This is a genomic window from Roseicella aerolata (assembly GCF_020523605.1).
GTDB classification, from domain to species: domain Bacteria; phylum Pseudomonadota; class Alphaproteobacteria; order Acetobacterales; family Acetobacteraceae; genus Paracraurococcus; species Paracraurococcus aerolatus.
The window spans coordinates 172,772-187,493 of record NZ_JAJAQI010000001.1 but is presented as its reverse complement, the minus strand read 5'-3'; the positions used below and the strand labels follow the sequence as shown (position 1 = coordinate 187,493).

The window sequence follows — 14,722 nt, the reverse complement described above, 5'->3', positions numbered from 1 at the left end:
CGGAAGATATGGCCCGGCCCTGCGCAGAATTCCACGGAATTCTGCGCTCATGGGCGGGAGGCGGCCGCCTCCCGCTCCGGACGGAAGCCGGAGCGACAGGGGCGGTCCCGCGGGCAGCGGCCGGGATGACCGTGGGCCGGCGCAATGCCGGGCCTGGCGCCGGTGGGTCGCCCCTGGATTCGGGGGAAACCCGCCGGCCGGGGATCAGCGGCGCAGGCCGAGGCTGCCGATCAGCCGCTCGTAGCGGCCCTGATCCTTCTTCTTCAGGTAGTCCAGCAGGCCGCGGCGCTGGCCGACCAGCACCAGCAGGCCGCGCCGGCTGTGGAAGTCCTTCGCATGCGTCTTCAGGTGCTCGGTCAGGCCCGAAATGCGTTCGGAGAGCAGGGCCACCTGCACCTCGGGGGAACCGGTGTCGCCCGGCTTGGTCTGGTACTGCGTGATGATCGCCTGGCGGCGCTCAGCCGAAACTGCCGACATCGGGTTGTTCTCCGTCTTGGCCGGGCCCTCGCGGGGCCTTCGGCGTGCTTCAGACGCCGGCCGGGGAGCCTTCCTGCGCCACCAGTCGCTCCGGCACCATCATGCCGGATTCCAGGCGGCAGAGCCCCACGAACCGTCCCCCCGCCATGGCGCGCACCAGGCCCCCATCGGGGTTGGCGTCGCCCGGAATGCGGCCCATCAGTTCGACCAGGCTGATCGCCTGGCCATAGAGGAGCCGCGCGGCCTCCGCCTCCGAGAGGGCCAGCGCCGGGATGTCGGCCAGCGCGGTCGCCACGGGCAGCAGGAGGTCCGGGGAAGGAGGCGGCGTATCGCCCGGCAGGCCGAGCTTGTCCAGGGGAATCGCGTCCTTCTCATGGAAGGGCCCGACCCGCATCCGCCGCAGCGCCGCGATATGCCCGACCGTGCCGCAGGCCCGCGCCAAGTCGCGTGCCAGGGAGCGCATGTAGACCCCCTTGCCGCTCTGGACGGTGAAGATGGCAGTGTCAGCGTCGGGGCGGCTTTCCAGCTCGAACCGGTCGACCCGCGCCGGGCGCGGTGGCAGCTCCACCACCTGGCCCTCGCGCGCCAGGTCATAGGCCCGCTCCCCCGCCACCTTGATGGCGGAGAAGATGGGCGGGACCTGCATGATGTCGCCGCGGAAGGCCGGCAGGGCGGCCTCGATCTGCGCGTCGGTCGGCCGGGCATCGGAGGTGCCGATGGTCTTGCCGTCGGCGTCGTCCGTATCGCGCAGGTCGCCGAAGGTCAGCGTGAAACGGTAGGTCTTGGTGCCGTCCATGACATAGGGGACGGTCTTGGTGGCGGCGCCGAAGGCGATGGGCAGCACGCCGGTTGCCAGCGGGTCCAGCGTGCCGCCATGGCCGCATTTCTGCGCCTGGAACAACCGCTTCACACGGTTGACGACATCGGTCGAGCCCATGCCGGTGGGCTTGTCGATGATCAGCCAGCCATCGATGGGCTGGCCCTTCGGCTTCTTGTGACGGTGGAAGCGGGACATGCGGGACGGGTCTTCTGGATTCGGGCTGATGGATGGGGCGGCGCGCCGGGGCGCGGCCGGCAGGAAAGCCGGCCGGGCGCGCCAGTCAGGGGCATGATCGTCCCGCCGCGCCCCCCTGCCGGGCAGGGAGGCGCGCGGCTCAGGCGTCCTCGTCCTCCGGCCGCGGCCCGAGGTCGCGCGCCACCTCCGGCTGCCGCAGGACGCGGTCGATCTGCATGGCATAGTCCAGCGCCGTATCCGGCTGGAAATGCAGGTCGGGCGCGAATTTCAACCGCACCGACTTCGCCACCTGCGTGCGCAGGAAGGGCGCGGCGCGCTTCAGCGCGCGGAACTGCGCCTCCGGCAGGTCCTTGCCGAGGCCGCTGACGAAGGCGGTCATGTGCTTGAGGTCGGGGGAGGCGCGGACCTCCGTCACCGTCACGTGGATATTGGCCAAGTCGGGGTCGCGGAAGTCGCGCCGCTCGAACAGTGCGGCGAGGGCGTGCCGCACCTCCTCCGCGACGCGGAGCTGGCGCTGGGAGGGGCCTTCGCCGTGGCCGGCGTGCCGCTTGGTCATGGGGCTGGAACCCTTCGAAAGAAAAGGGCGCGGCGCCCGGGTTCCCATCGGCATCGGCAGGCCGATTCGATGGGGTCCCCCTATGGGCGCCACGCCCCGGTTCAACGCAAGAAGGTGGCGCCGGCTTACGCCGCGGTCACCATCTCCGTCTCGTAGCACTCGATCTGGTCGCCGACGCGGATGTCGTTGTAGTTTGCGAAGGACATGCCGCACTCGTAGCCGTTGGTGACTTCCTTCACGTCGTCCTTGAAGCGCCGGAGCGTGCTGAGCTCGCCCTGGTGGATCACGACGCCGTCGCGCAGCAGGCGCACGCCGCAGCCGCGCCTCACCACGCCCTCGGTCACGCGGCAGCCCGCCACGTTGCCGACGCGCTTGACCTCGAAGACCTGCAGGATCTGCGCGTAGCCCAGGAAGTTCTCGCGCGCCACCGGGGCCAGCTTCGACTTGAACATCTTCTCGATGTCGTCCGACACCTCGTAGATGATCGAGTAGTAGCGGATATCGACGCCCTCGCGCTGCGCCAGCTCCCGCGCCTGGGTGGTGGCACGGACGTTGAAGGCGACGACCACGGCGTTGGACGCCTTGGCGAGCTGGATGTCGCTCTCGGTGATCTGGCCGACGGCGCTGTGCAGCACCCGGACCCGGACCTCCTCGTTGCCCAGCTTGCCGAGGGTGACGCCGATCGCCTCGGCGCTGCCCTGCACGTCGGCCTTCACGACGACCGCGACCTCCTTCTGCTCGCCCGCCTGGATGCGGGCCAGCATGTCGGTCAGGGTCCCGCGCCCGGCGACGGCCGCCGCCGAGGACTTCTCGCGCGCCTTGCGCTGGCGGAACTCGGAGATCTCGCGCGCCCGGGCCTCGTCCTCGACCGCGACGAAATTCTCGCCGGCCGAAGGCACGCCCGAAAGACCCAGGATCTCCACCGGCAGGGAGGGCGGCGCCTCCTTCAGCTGGCGGCCCTTGTCGTCGAGCATCGCGCGCACCCGGCCCCATTCGGCGCCGGCCACCACGATATCGCCCTGCTTCAGCGTGCCCTTCTGCACCAGCACCGTCGCCACCGGGCCGCGGCCGCGATCGAGCTTGGACTCGATCACCGTGCCCTCGGCCGCGCGGGCGGGGTTGGCACGCAGGTCCAGGATCTCCGCCTGCAGCGCGATCGCCTCGAGCAGCTTGTCGAGGTTGATCTTCTTGGTGGCGGAGACCTCGATCTCCTGCGTCTCGCCGCCCAGGCTCTCGACCACGATCTCGTGCTGCAGCAGTTCCTGCCGCACGCGGTCGGGGTTCACGCCCGGCTTGTCGATCTTGTTCACCGCCACGATCAGCGGGACATTGGCCGCCCGCGCGTGGTTGATGGCCTCGACCGTCTGCGGCATCACGCCGTCATCCGCCGCGACCACCAGCACGACCATGTCGGTCACCTGGGCGCCGCGCGACCGCATCGCGGTGAAGGCGGCGTGGCCCGGGGTGTCGATGAAGGTCACCTTGCCGCCATCCGGCACCGCCACCTGGTAGGCGCCGATATGCTGGGTAATGCCGCCGGCCTCATGCGCCGCGACATCCGCCTTCCGCAGCGCGTCCAGCAGGCTGGTCTTGCCGTGGTCGACATGGCCCATGATGGTGACGACCGGCGGGCGCGGCTGCAGGTCGGTATCCTCGTCCGCCGCGCCTTCCAGGCCCAGCTCGACATCGGATTCCGAAACGCGGCGCACGCGGTGGCCGAATTCCTGCACCACCAGCTCCGCCGTATCGGCGTCGATGGTCTGGGTCAGGGTCGCCATCACGCCCATGCGGAACAGCGCCTTCACCACCTCGCCGCCACGGGCGGCCATGCGGTTGGCAAGCTCCTGCACGGTGATCGCCTCGGGCACCACCACGTCGCGCACCACGCGCTCGGTGCCGGACCGCAGCCGGGCCAGCTCCTGCTGCCGCCGCTCGCGCTCACGCGCGCGGCGGAGCGAGGCGATGGAGCGGCTGCGCTCGTCCTCGCCCTCGATCGCCGCCTGCACGTCGATGCGGCCGCCGCGCCGGTCGGCGCCGGGCAGGCCCTTCTTGGCAGGCGCCAGCGCCGGCTTCTTCGGGGCCGCGGCCGGCAGGCCGGGGCGGCGGACGGCGGCGCGGCGCGCCTCATCCTCATCCTCAGCAGTGCGCGGACGCAGCGAGAGCTTGGCCGCGGCCGAGGCCGGCGCGGCACCGGGGGCCGCCGCGGCGGCCGGGGCCGGCGCCTGGCCGGGACCGGCCGGGCGGGCACGCTGGGCGCCGGGGCCGACGGGCACCGGGCCCGGGCGGCCCGGCGTGCGCAGCGGCGGCGTCACCGGGCGGACCGGGGCCGGGCCACGCGCAGGCGCGGCCGGCTGGGCCGGGGCACGGGCCTCGGCCGGGGCAGGCGCGGCCGGCTGGGCCGCGGCCTGCTTCGCGCGCTCGGCCTCCTCGGCGGCGCGGTGCGCAGCTTCCTCGGCTTCGGCCTGGGCGCGGGCGGCCTCCTCCTCGGCGAGGCGCGCGGCCTCCTCGGCCTGGCGCTTCTCCTCTTCCTCGCGCCGGCGCGCCTCCTCGGCGGCGGAGCGGACCATGAGCGCCTGGCGCTCCCGCTCCTCACGCTGGCGCTGCGCCTCCAGCCGGCGCTGCTCCTCCAGCACGCGCTGGCGCACCGCCTGCTCGGCGGCGGTCAGCGGCCGGTTGCCGGCGGGCGCGGGGCCGCGGGCCTGGCCGCCGCCGGGGCGGGCCGAGGCGGGGCGTGGGCCGCCGCCCGCGGGCACCGGCGCGGCCGGGCCGGCCGCCTGGCGCGGCGCCGGCGTCACCGTCCGCTTCTTCACCACCTCGACCTGCACGGTCTTGCTCCGCCCATGGCTGAAGCTCTGGCGGACGCTTCCCGCATCCACCGTCTTGCCCAGCTCCAGGCGGCCGCCAGCGGGCCGAAGGCTCAGCCTGCTCTTGCCCGCGTCCTGGTCGTTCTGGTCGCTCATTCTTTGGTCCGAACCCGATCCGTCTGCCGTCATGCCACTCGTGCCAAGGGACACGCCAGGGGGATGCCCCACCCGACATGTCCGGTCTGTCCCCGGGCGCGAGATGGCGCGCCCACCGTCAATCGCTCATTGGCCCATCGGGCCGTCTCTCCTCTTGCCACCTTGCGGTGGCGACACCTGGCCGCCAATGCCGGCCAGCCGCGCCGCCTCCACCGCGATCGCATCGGCGAGGCGCCCGGGCGCGATCGCCACATGCACGGCATGGTCCCTTGCGAAGACACCGCCGAGCACATCCGCCGGCAGGGGGGCCACCACCGGCACATCCCGCCCGCCAACCAGCCGGGCCCGTTCCGCCGGGCTGCCGTCCGAAGCCTCGACCAGCAGGCCGGCCTTGCCGGCCTGCAGCCACTCCCGGACGGTTTCCCGCCCGCAGACCGCCTGCCCGCTCCGCCGGGCGAAGCCGACGAGATCGCGGATGCGGCCCTTGAGGCCGTCCTCGATCCGCGCCGCAAGATCAGGGGGCAGGTTCACGGTCCCGCGTGCCGCCTTCGCAAAGGCGCCGCGCTTCGTCGCGCGTTCTAACACATCCCCCCTTGCGGACAACCACATTCCCCGCCCGGGCAGCTTGCCTGCCAGATCCGGCACCAAGTCCCGATCCGGCCCGAGAACGAAGCGGATCATCCGCTCCTTCGGCTGGCTCTCCCGCGTCACCAGGCAGCGACGGAGCGGGCCGCGCTCGGGCTCGTCCTCCATTGCCCCGTCCGCGGGGGCGGCAGGCCTTGGCCCGGCTGCTCCGGTGCCCGGCTCCGCCGGGCGCCTGCGCCGATCGCCGGTCTCGGCCCCATCCGCGCGATTCACGGCTCCGGTGCCCGGCTCCGCCGGGCGCCTGCGCCGATCGCGCGGGGTATTCTCAGGCGCGCTCGCCGTCGCCATCCGCCGCCTCCTCAGCGGCCTCCTCGCCCTCGAACCAGTGCTGGCGCGCAGCCATGATGATGGCGTTGGCCGTCTCCTCATCCATGGAGTCGGTGCCCAGCATCTCGATCAGCTCGTCGGAGGCGAGGTCGGCCAGGTCGTCCAGCGTCTTCACCCCCTTCTCGCCCAGGGCGACGAGCTGCGCCGGGGTGAAGCCGCCGACCTCGGCGACCGCATCCTCGACCCCCAGCTCGCGCCGCTTCTCGTCCAGCTCCGTATCCCGGCGCTCCAGCCAGGCCTCGGCCCGGCGCTTCAGCTCGGCCGCGACACTCTCGTCGAAGCCCTCGATGCCCGCCAGCTCCTCATCCTCGACCGCGATGATGTCCTCGATCGAGGTGAAGCCCTCGGTTACCAGCAGGCCGGCGATCACGTCATCGACATCCAGCGCCTCGACGAAGAGGCCGGTTCGCTTGCGGAACTCCTCCTGCCGGCGCTCGCTCTCTTCCGCCTCGGTCAGGATGTCGATGTCCCAGCGGGTGAGCTGGGAGGCAAGCCGGACGTTCTGGCCGCGGCGCCCGATCGCAAGGGATAGCTGGTCGTCCGGCACCACCACTTCAACCCGCCGTGCGTCGTCATCCAGCACGACCTTGGTCACCTCGGCCGGGGCCAGGGCGTTCACGACGAAGGTGGCGTTGTCGGGCGACCAGGGGATGATGTCGATCTTCTCGCCCTGCAATTCCTGCACCACCGCCTGCACGCGGCTGCCGCGCATGCCGACGCAGGCGCCGACCGGGTCGATCGAGCTGTCGCGGCTGATCACCGCCATCTTGGCGCGGCTGCCCGGGTCGCGGGCGACGGCCTTGATCTCGATGATGCCGTCGTAGATTTCCGGCACTTCCTGGGCGAAGAGCTTCGCGAGGAAACCGGGATGGGTGCGGCTGAGGAAGATCTGCGGGCCGCGCGGCTCCTCCCGCACATCGTAGATATAGGCCCGGACGCGGTCGCCGTTGCGGAAGGCCTCGCGCGGGATGGTCTCGTCGCGCCGCAGCAGGGCCTCGGCCCGGCCGAGATCGACCATCAGGTTGCCGTACTCGGTCCGCTTGACGACGCCGTTGATGATCTCGCCGATGCGGTCCTTGTACTCGTCATACTGCTTCTTGCGCTCGACCTCGCGCACCCGCTGCACGATCACCTGCTTCGCGGTCTGCGCGGCGATGCGACCGAAATCGATCGGCGGCAGCGGATCGATGATGAACTCGCCGGCCTTGATGCCCGGCTTGAACTTCTGGGCGATGCGCAGCGGGATCTGCGTCGCCTCGTTCTCCACCGGCTCCTGCTCGACCACCTCGGTCCAGCGGGAGAGGCGGACCTCGCCGCTCCGGCGGTCGATGACGGCGCGGATGTCCTTCTCATGCCCGTACTTGGCGCGGCCGGCCTTCTGGATGGCCTGCTCCATCGCCTCCAGCACCTCATCGCGCTCGATCATCTTCTCGCGCGCGACGGCATCGGCGACCTGCAGCAATTCGGGGCGCGCGATGGCGACATCCACGGCCATGGCCTCGGTTCTCCTTAGTGCGTTTGCCCGTCGGATTCACGCTGCACGCCGTCGGCGCTCCGCGATCCGGTGGGGGGTGCGGCGGTCGCCGCGATCAGTTCGTCGGTCAGCACCAGCTTCGCCTTGCGGATATTGCTCCGGGGGAAACCTGCCTCCGTCCCGTCCTCCAGCCGCAGCCGCGCCGTCTCGGCATCGGCGCCGAGGACGATGCCCTTGAAGCGCTTGCGGCCCTCCTGCGGGACCAGCAGCTCCACCGTCGCCACATGGCCGGCGTAGCGGTTCCAGTCCTTGACCCTGGTCAAGGGACGGTCGATGCCGGCCGAGGAGACCTCGAGCGTCCACTCGCCCTTGATCGGATCCTCGACATCGAGCACCGCACCGACGGCGTGGCTGATCGCCTCGCAATCCTCCACGCGGAAGGGCGCGTCGTCCGACCGGTCGGCCATGATCTGGACGACCGGGCGCTCCTTCCCGCTGACCTGCACGCGCACGAGCTCATAGCCCATGTGCTCGATGGTCGGGGCGATGGCGTCGGCGATGCGCGCCTCCAGCCCCTCATGGTGTGGACGTTCGATGTCTGTGCCCAAAACAAAAAAGGCGGCCCTTTCAGGCCACCCCCCGAAGAGCCCGGATGGTGATTGATGGACCAGATATAGGCCCCCCATCCGGCCGGAGCAAGCAGGAAGGAGCGGCAGCCTGGGCAAAAGCATTCCGGATCCATCACGAAACAGCGTGTCGCGCGCATATTTAGGGCGGAATTCACGCATGAGGCGGCGAGATGGGGCCATGCCCGCCACCTCCACCCCCCACCCCCGCCCCACCTCAAGGCAGCAGACCTCCTGGGAGGAGCGGCGGCACGACGCCGCGCTGCTGGCGAGATCCGCCCTTTTCCACATCCTCGGCGGCACGGCCCTGCTGGGCCTGATCGGCTTCCTCTACGCCTTGAAGCGGACCCTCGGCCTGGACCTGGTGCCGGGGCTGGACCTGCTGCCGGATCTGGAGATCGAGGACGCACTGGCCATGCTGTTCGGCGGTTAGGGCAGATCGCGGAGGGGCGTGAACGCCCCGCAGCGTGAATCTGCTCTACGGACAACCGTCTGCAGCGGATCGCGGAGGGGCGTGAACGCCGGCGGCGTGGAATCCGCCCGAATGGACAAGGGACTGCAGCGGACTGGCATTCAGTTCCGGACGCAGCCCGCTGCAGCCGGCGGCGGGCGGGGAGACGGCCGGGTTCCGGCCCGCCCTCAGCGCCGGGTCAGGGACCAATAGAGCGGCTGCCGTCCCTCCCGCAGTGCCTTGGCCTCATAGCGGGTGGGGGGCCAGCCCTCGGGCCGCGCCTCGGCCGGGGGGGGGACATCGAAGAAGGCCTGCGCCGCCATCACCTCGGCGGTCCAGCCCTGATAGGTCGGGTCGTCGGTGGCGATCCGCCATTCCCCGCCCGGGCGCAGGGCGCGGGCCACCAGCGGCAGCAGGGCCGGGTTCACGAAGCGCCGCTTGGCGTGCCGCGCCTTGGGCCAGGGATCGGGAAACATCAGGAAGAGCCGGTCGAGCGACCCCTCCGGCAGCAGCCCGAGCAGGTGCCGCGCATCCTGCGGCCAGAGGCGGAGGTTGGGCGGCAGCGTCCCGGTCGCTTCCTCCCCCTCCGCCACCAGGCGGGAGAGGAGGGAGCAGAGCCCGTTCTCGAAGACCTCGGAAGCGATGTAGCCGACGCTGGGATTGGCCTCGACATGCGCCAGGGCATGCTCCCCGCCGCCGAAGCCCACCTCCAGCCACAGCGCCTCGACCGGACGGGCGAAGGCCGCGCGCGGGTCGGCGGCCGCGGCGGGGGAGAGGCGCAGCCGCGGCAGGGTCTCCTCCAGCAGCCTCTGCTGGCGCGGCCGCAAGGGGTGGCTGCGGCGGCGGCCATAGAGGCGGTCGGGGACGCCCTCGGCGAGGGGCGGTCGGTCGGCGGTCATGCGGAATTCCGAATACGAAAAAGGGGCGGTGCCGAAGCACCGCCCCCATAGCCGGTTTGGCCGGGCCTATCAGCGCCCGAAGGCGCGCTTCAGCTCCGGCGCCAGGATGTCCGTTCGCTCCCAGGTGAAGGTGTCCTTCGCCAGGTCGGGGGTGCGGCCGAAATGGCCATAGGCGCTGGTGGGCACATAGATCGGCCGGTTCAGCCGCAGCATCTCCCGGATGCCGCGCGGGGAGAGGTTCACCATCTCCTGCACCACGCTGGCCAGCTTCGCCTCGTCCACATCCTTGCCGGTGCCGTGCAGGTCGAAATAGACCGAGAGCGGCTTGGAGACGCCGATGGCGTAGGAGACCTGGATGGTGCAGCGGTCGGCGAGGCCGGCGGCGACCACGTTCTTCGCCACGTAGCGCGCGGCATAGGCGGCCGAGCGGTCCACCTTGGTCGGGTCCTTGCCGGAGAAGGCGCCGCCGCCATGCGGCGCCGCGCCGCCATAGGTATCCACGATGATCTTGCGGCCGGTCAGGCCCGCATCGCCGTCCGGCCCGCCGATGACGAATTTGCCGGTCGGGTTCACGTAGAACTCGGATTCCGGCACCTCCCAGCCCGCGGGCAGGACCTGCTGCACGATCGGGCGCAGCAGCTCCTTGATCTCGGACTGCTCCATGCCCTCGTCATGCTGGGTGGAGATGACGACGCAAGTGACGCCGACCGGCTTGCCGTCCACATAGCGCAGGGTCACCTGCGACTTGGCATCGGGCTGCAGGCCCTTGGCGCGCCTGTCGCCGGCATGGCGCAGCTCGGCCATGACGCGCAGGATGTTATGCGCGTAGGTGAGCGGCGCAGGCATCAGCTCGGGCGTCTCGTTCGTCGCGTAGCCGAACATGATGCCCTGGTCGCCGGCGCCCTCATCCTTGTTGCCAGCCGCGTCCACGCCCACCGCGATATCGGCGGACTGCGCGTGCAGGTGGCATTCGAAGGCGGCGTCCCGCCAGGAGAAGCCTTCCTGGTCGTAGCCGATATCCTTCACCGCCGCCCGGACGAGATCCTCGAGATAGGCCGGGGTGATGCTGTCGGGGCCGCGGGTCTCACCGGCGAGGACGATGCGGTTGGTCGTGACCAGCGTCTCGCAGGCCACGCGCGCGACGGGATCGGCCGCAAGGAAGGCGTCGAGGACCGTATCGGAGATCCGGTCGGCCACCTTGTCGGGGTGCCCCTCGGACACGGATTCGGAAGTGAAAAGGTACTCGCCCTTGTCGCGCATGGCGTGGTTCGTCCTCTTGTCGCGCGGGGAACCGGCGGGGCCCCGGCCTGGCCACACCGGCGGGGTCGGGCGCACGAGAGCACGCACCCGGCCGGTTGAAGGGCTGTTTCGCAGCAAGGGGGGCGGAGGGTCAAGGGTGCTGACATAAAGATATGCTTATGCGGCGGAACGGATGCTTGGACCCGGGCGCCCAGCGCAGCCCCTTCGCCAGGCTCACCCCATGCCGAGCACATGCTTCATGTCGTAGAGCCCCGGCACCCGCCCCTGCAGCCAGAGCGCGGCACGCACCGCGCCCGTCGCATAGACCCGACGGTCGAAGCTGCGATGGGTCAGCGCGATATGCTCGGACCCCGCGGCGAAGAGCAGCGTGTGCTCCCCCACCACCTGGCCGCCGCGCAGCGCGGCGAAGCCGATGGTGCCGGTCTGCCGCGCGCCCGTATGGCCGTCCCGCCCGCTCTCCACCCCGGCTTCCTCCAGCGTCGTGCCGCGCCCGCGGGCGACGGCGCGGCCAAGCGCGACGGCAGTGCCGGAGGGCGCATCGACCTTCTGGCGGTGATGCATCTCGACGATCTCGGCATCGTACTGCCCGGCCGGCAGGGCGGCGGCCATGCGCTCGGCGATCGCCAGCACCAGGTTCACGCCGGGGGCGAAATTGGCGGCATAGACGATCGGCACGCGCTGCGCCGCCGCGGCCACTGCCGCCTCCTGCGCCGCCGAGAGGCCGGAGGTGCCGAGGACGAAGGGCTTGCCCGCGGCGGCCGCCGCCTCAGCATGGGTGGCGGCGGTCGAGGCATGGGTGAAGTCGATCACCACATCGCTCGCGGCAAAAAGGGCATCGATGTCCGGCAGCACCGGCGCGGGCAGTTCCCCCGCCGCCCCGGCCTGGCGGCGGGTGCCGCCGGCCAGCACGGCGCCGGCGGCCAGCGTCTCCTCCGCCAGCAGGCGGCCCATGCGGCCGGCGATGCCGGCGATGCCGATACGGATGGCCATGCGCGTCTCCCCCAGAGCTTTGCGCGCCGCGGCGGGCGCCTGCGGGTCCTTCAATGGCGGCGTGCCGCGCGGCCAGCAAGCCTCGCCGTGACCGGCCGGCGGCGGCAAGCCCCGCTGGCGGAAATGGCGGTCATTTCCCCTGCTGATTTCCCAACCCGCCCCGAATGCGCGAATGACGCGGGCAACACGGGCCCATCGCCCGCCCCCCGAACGCCATCGAGGAGCCATCCATGGCAAAGCTCGCGATCGTCTATCATTCCGGCTATGGCCATACGAAGCGCATGGCGGACTCCGTCCTGGCCGGCGCCGCCGGCGTGCCGGGCGCCGAGGCCCGGGCCATTGCCATCGACCCCGAGGGCAACCTGCCCGACGGCGGCTGGGAGGCGCTGGCCGCCGCGAATGCCATCATCTTCGGCGCCCCGACCTATATGGGCGGCGCCTCCTGGCAGTTCAAAAAATTCGCCGACGCCTCCTCCCGGCCCTGGTTCGGCCAGGCCTGGAAGGACAAGCTGGCGGCGGGCTTCACCAATTCCGCCTCGGTGAACGGGGACAAGTTCTCCACCATCCAGTATTTCGTCACGCTGGCCATGCAGCATGGCATGCTCTGGGTCGGCACCGGCATGATGCCGGCCAACCGCAAGGAATCGCAGCGGAACGACGTGAACTGGGTGGCGGGCTTCACCGGCGCGCTGGCGCAGACGCCAGCGGACGCCGCGGTCGAGGAGATGCCGCCGGGCGACCTGGAGACGGCACGGCTGTTCGGCGCCCGGGTGGCGGAGACGGCGAAGCGGCTGTTCGGCTGAGCCTCAGGGCGCGCGCGGATCCCAGATGGACCGCGCCCCCCAGTAGTCATCCACCTGCCGGCCCCAGTCGCGGCTCGACCAGTCCGGGGCGGCATCCGCGGCATAGGCCGGGGCGCCCTCCAGCCGGTCGCGGTCGATATCGACCACATAGCCGCCAAGGCTGGTGTCGTAGGTCAGCACCGACCAGGGCAGCGGGTGGTAGCGCTCCCCGAAGCCCAGGAAGCCACCGAAGCTCATCACGGCATAGGCGACACGGCCCATCCGCTTGTCGAGCATCAGGTCCTCGATGGTGCCGAGATTCTCCCCGGTGCGGTTGTAGACCGGGGTGCCCGCCACCTTGCCGGCGGCGATGAGTTCCCGGGTTTCCTCACGCGCGACTTGCCCGGCAACGCCGGGCGCGACCGTATCGTCCCTCTGCGTCATGCTGGGCTCCTTGGCTCGAATCATCGGAGGGGGGGGCGGGCGGCGGTGCGGGTGGGACCGCGTCCGCACCGCCGCCTGCCAAGGCCGCCGCTGGGGGGATGCGACGGTCGGGATGTTGAACGTGGAGTCATCGGGGCGGTTCCCGGGCGGTCGACCGACTCGAATCGAGGTCCGGGTCCGGGCAGCCTGGGGGAGATCCTGGCTGCGCCTCGGGATCGCCGGGGGAAGGCACGGCGCCACCCGCCCCGGCCTGAACCAGGGCAGCCCCGCCTGTCGGATGCCTGTCCTGCGGATGGTTGGCGCCGGGCCGCGTCCCCCCCCCGAGGCCGGCCTTCGCGGGCCGTGGCGCCCTTCCGGCGACAGGTTCCGGCCGGCAGTCCGTTCCTGCCCTCCGCCACCATGGCGGAGGGCAAGAGGCAGGACCCTACCGCCCGAGCCCGTCCCAGAACTCCTTCACCTTGGCGAAGAAGCCTTCCGCCTCCGGGCTGGTGCGGCCGCCCGAGCTGGCCTCCGCCTCGAACTGCTCCAGCAGCTCGCGCTGCCTGGGCGTCAGGTTCTGCGGGGTCTCGACCGAAACCTGCACGAACATGTCGCCCCGGACGGCGCTGCGCAGCACGGAGAAGCCCTTGCCGCGCAGGCGGAACTGGTCGCCCGCCTGGGTGCCGGCCGGGATGGTGACGCGGGCGCGGCCGCCATCGATGCTGGGGACCTCCACCTGGCCGCCCAGCGCCGCCTGGGTCATCCGCAACGGCACCCGGACGAAGATGTTCGCGCCGTCCCGCTGGAAGATCGGGTGCGGCCGGATGGAGACATCGACATAGAGGTCGCCGGCCGGCGCGCCGCGCAGCCCGGCCTCACCCTCGCCCGCCAGGCGGATGCGGGTGCCGTCCTCGACGCCCGCCGGGATGGAGACATTGAGGGTGCGGTCCCGCTGCACCCGGCCCGCGCCCTGGCAGATCTTGCAGGGGTTCTTGATGACCCGGCCCTGGCCGCCGCAGGTGGGGCAGGTCCGCTCGATCAGGAAGAATCCCTGCTGCGCCCGGACCTTGCCGGCGCCCTGGCAGGTGGTGCAGGTGGTGGCCGCGCTGCTGCCGCCCTCGGCGCCGGTGCCGGAGCAGGCCTCGCAGGCGATGGAGGAGGGCACGCGCACAGTCTTCTTCGCGCCGGTGAAGGCCTCCTCCAGGCCGATCTCGACCATGGTGCGGAGATCGGCGCCACGGCCGGAGGCCTGGCGGCGTCCGCCGCGCCCGCCGCCGCCGAAGCGGCCGAACATCTCCTCGAAGATGTCCTCGAAGCCGGCGCCGAAGGGGTTGCCGCCGCCGAAGCCGCCCGCGCCCGGCCCGCCGCCGCCCTGTTCGAAGGCGGCATGGCCGAAGCGGTCATAGGCCGCTCGCTTCTCGCCATCCTTCAGGACGTCATAGGCCTCGTTCAGCTCCTTGAATTTCGTCTCGGCGTCCTTGTCCCCCTGGTTTCGGTCAGGGTGGAACTTCATCGCAAGCTTGCGATACGCCTTCTTGAGGTCGTCCTCGGTCGCCTCGCGCGAGACGCCGAGTATCTCGTAGTAATCCCGCTTCGCCATAACCGAGCCCTGTATCACGGACCCGCCAGCGCCATCCCGGAAAATTGCATGTCCCGGGCCGCAGGCGGCCATGCCCCTCGCAGGGGGCGCAGATGTGCCTCATCCGGGCCGATCCCTGCCTCCGGGCGGTTCCGCCCTCCGGCCATCGGCTCCGGCCATGCCCCGGACAGCGCGGCGCCCGGCCCCGCCGCCCCGGCCCGAGGACCGGGGCGGCGACCGCCGGGCGCCGCATCTCAT

The 14,722-nt window shown here is 71.5% G+C and carries 14 protein-coding genes; 2 read left to right on the top strand and 12 right to left on the bottom strand.

Features of this window, described 5'->3' with window-relative positions; all coding sequences use genetic code 11:
- Positions 1–204 precede the first annotated feature (204 nt).
- From rpsO to rimP, 7 genes are all read right to left on the bottom strand, one after another.
- Positions 205–477 (bottom strand): 30S ribosomal protein S15, encoded by a 273-nt coding sequence (rpsO, locus tag LHA35_RS00790; RefSeq protein ID WP_226603244.1) that lies wholly within the window; start codon positions 475–477, stop codon positions 205–207.
- A 49-nt stretch (positions 478–526) separates the two neighbouring features.
- Complete coding sequence (gene truB / locus LHA35_RS00785; protein WP_226603242.1) at positions 527–1,492, bottom strand: tRNA pseudouridine(55) synthase TruB; 966 nt, start codon at positions 1,490–1,492, stop codon at positions 527–529.
- Between the two features lie 139 nt (positions 1,493–1,631).
- Entirely contained in the window at positions 1,632–2,048 is a 417-nt protein-coding gene (gene rbfA / locus LHA35_RS00780; RefSeq protein ID WP_226603241.1) for a 30S ribosome-binding factor RbfA, read from the bottom strand.
- Between the two features lie 125 nt (positions 2,049–2,173).
- Positions 2,174–5,008: a translation initiation factor IF-2 gene (gene infB / locus LHA35_RS00775; protein ID WP_226603239.1), complete on the bottom strand. Its 2,835-nt coding sequence runs from the start codon at positions 5,006–5,008 to the stop codon at positions 2,174–2,176.
- Positions 5,009–5,134: 126 nt separating this feature from the next.
- Positions 5,135–5,761: an RNA-binding protein gene (locus tag LHA35_RS00770; RefSeq protein ID WP_226603238.1), complete on the bottom strand. Its 627-nt coding sequence runs from the start codon at positions 5,759–5,761 to the stop codon at positions 5,135–5,137.
- Between the two features lie 157 nt (positions 5,762–5,918).
- Complete coding sequence (gene nusA / locus LHA35_RS00765; protein ID WP_226603236.1) at positions 5,919–7,475, bottom strand: transcription termination factor NusA; 1,557 nt, start codon at positions 7,473–7,475, stop codon at positions 5,919–5,921.
- A 14-nt stretch (positions 7,476–7,489) separates the two neighbouring features.
- Positions 7,490–8,062: a ribosome maturation factor RimP gene (rimP, locus tag LHA35_RS00760; RefSeq protein ID WP_226603234.1), complete on the bottom strand. Its 573-nt coding sequence runs from the start codon at positions 8,060–8,062 to the stop codon at positions 7,490–7,492.
- A gap of 199 nt (positions 8,063–8,261) precedes the next feature.
- Between rimP and LHA35_RS00755 the strand changes: the two genes are divergently transcribed.
- Positions 8,262–8,513 carry a hypothetical protein gene (locus LHA35_RS00755; RefSeq protein ID WP_226603231.1) on the top strand — a complete coding sequence of 84 codons (252 nt, stop codon included), beginning with the start codon at positions 8,262–8,264 and terminating at the stop codon, positions 8,511–8,513.
- Positions 8,514–8,719: 206 nt separating this feature from the next.
- On the opposite strand, the gene trmB is transcribed toward LHA35_RS00755, so the two are convergent.
- From trmB to dapB, 3 genes are all read right to left on the bottom strand, one after another.
- Positions 8,720–9,430 carry a tRNA (guanine(46)-N(7))-methyltransferase TrmB gene (gene trmB, locus LHA35_RS00750; protein WP_226603228.1) on the bottom strand — a complete coding sequence of 237 codons (711 nt, stop codon included), beginning with the start codon at positions 9,428–9,430 and terminating at the stop codon, positions 8,720–8,722.
- Positions 9,431–9,499: 69 nt separating this feature from the next.
- Complete coding sequence (gene metK / locus LHA35_RS00745; protein ID WP_226603226.1) at positions 9,500–10,690, bottom strand: methionine adenosyltransferase; 1,191 nt, start codon at positions 10,688–10,690, stop codon at positions 9,500–9,502.
- Between the two features lie 213 nt (positions 10,691–10,903).
- Positions 10,904–11,680, bottom strand: coding sequence for a 4-hydroxy-tetrahydrodipicolinate reductase (gene dapB, locus LHA35_RS00740; RefSeq protein ID WP_226603222.1), 777 nt, complete (start codon positions 11,678–11,680; stop codon positions 10,904–10,906).
- Between the two features lie 230 nt (positions 11,681–11,910).
- Here dapB and LHA35_RS00735 point away from each other — a divergent pair, with 230 nt between their 5' ends.
- Positions 11,911–12,483 (top strand): flavodoxin family protein, encoded by a 573-nt coding sequence (locus tag LHA35_RS00735; protein WP_226603218.1) that lies wholly within the window; start codon positions 11,911–11,913, stop codon positions 12,481–12,483.
- 3 nt (positions 12,484–12,486) lie between these two features.
- Here LHA35_RS00735 and LHA35_RS00730 read toward each other — a convergent pair whose 3' ends face one another.
- Both LHA35_RS00730 and dnaJ read right to left on the bottom strand, forming a co-directional pair.
- The gene (locus LHA35_RS00730; protein ID WP_226603216.1) at positions 12,487–12,906 is read right to left on the bottom strand and encodes a PRC-barrel domain-containing protein; all 420 of its coding nucleotides are present in this window, start codon (positions 12,904–12,906) and stop codon (positions 12,487–12,489) included.
- 424 nt (positions 12,907–13,330) lie between these two features.
- Positions 13,331–14,485 (bottom strand): molecular chaperone DnaJ, encoded by a 1,155-nt coding sequence (dnaJ, locus tag LHA35_RS00725; protein WP_226603212.1) that lies wholly within the window; start codon positions 14,483–14,485, stop codon positions 13,331–13,333.
- Positions 14,486–14,722: the final 237 nt, after the last annotated feature.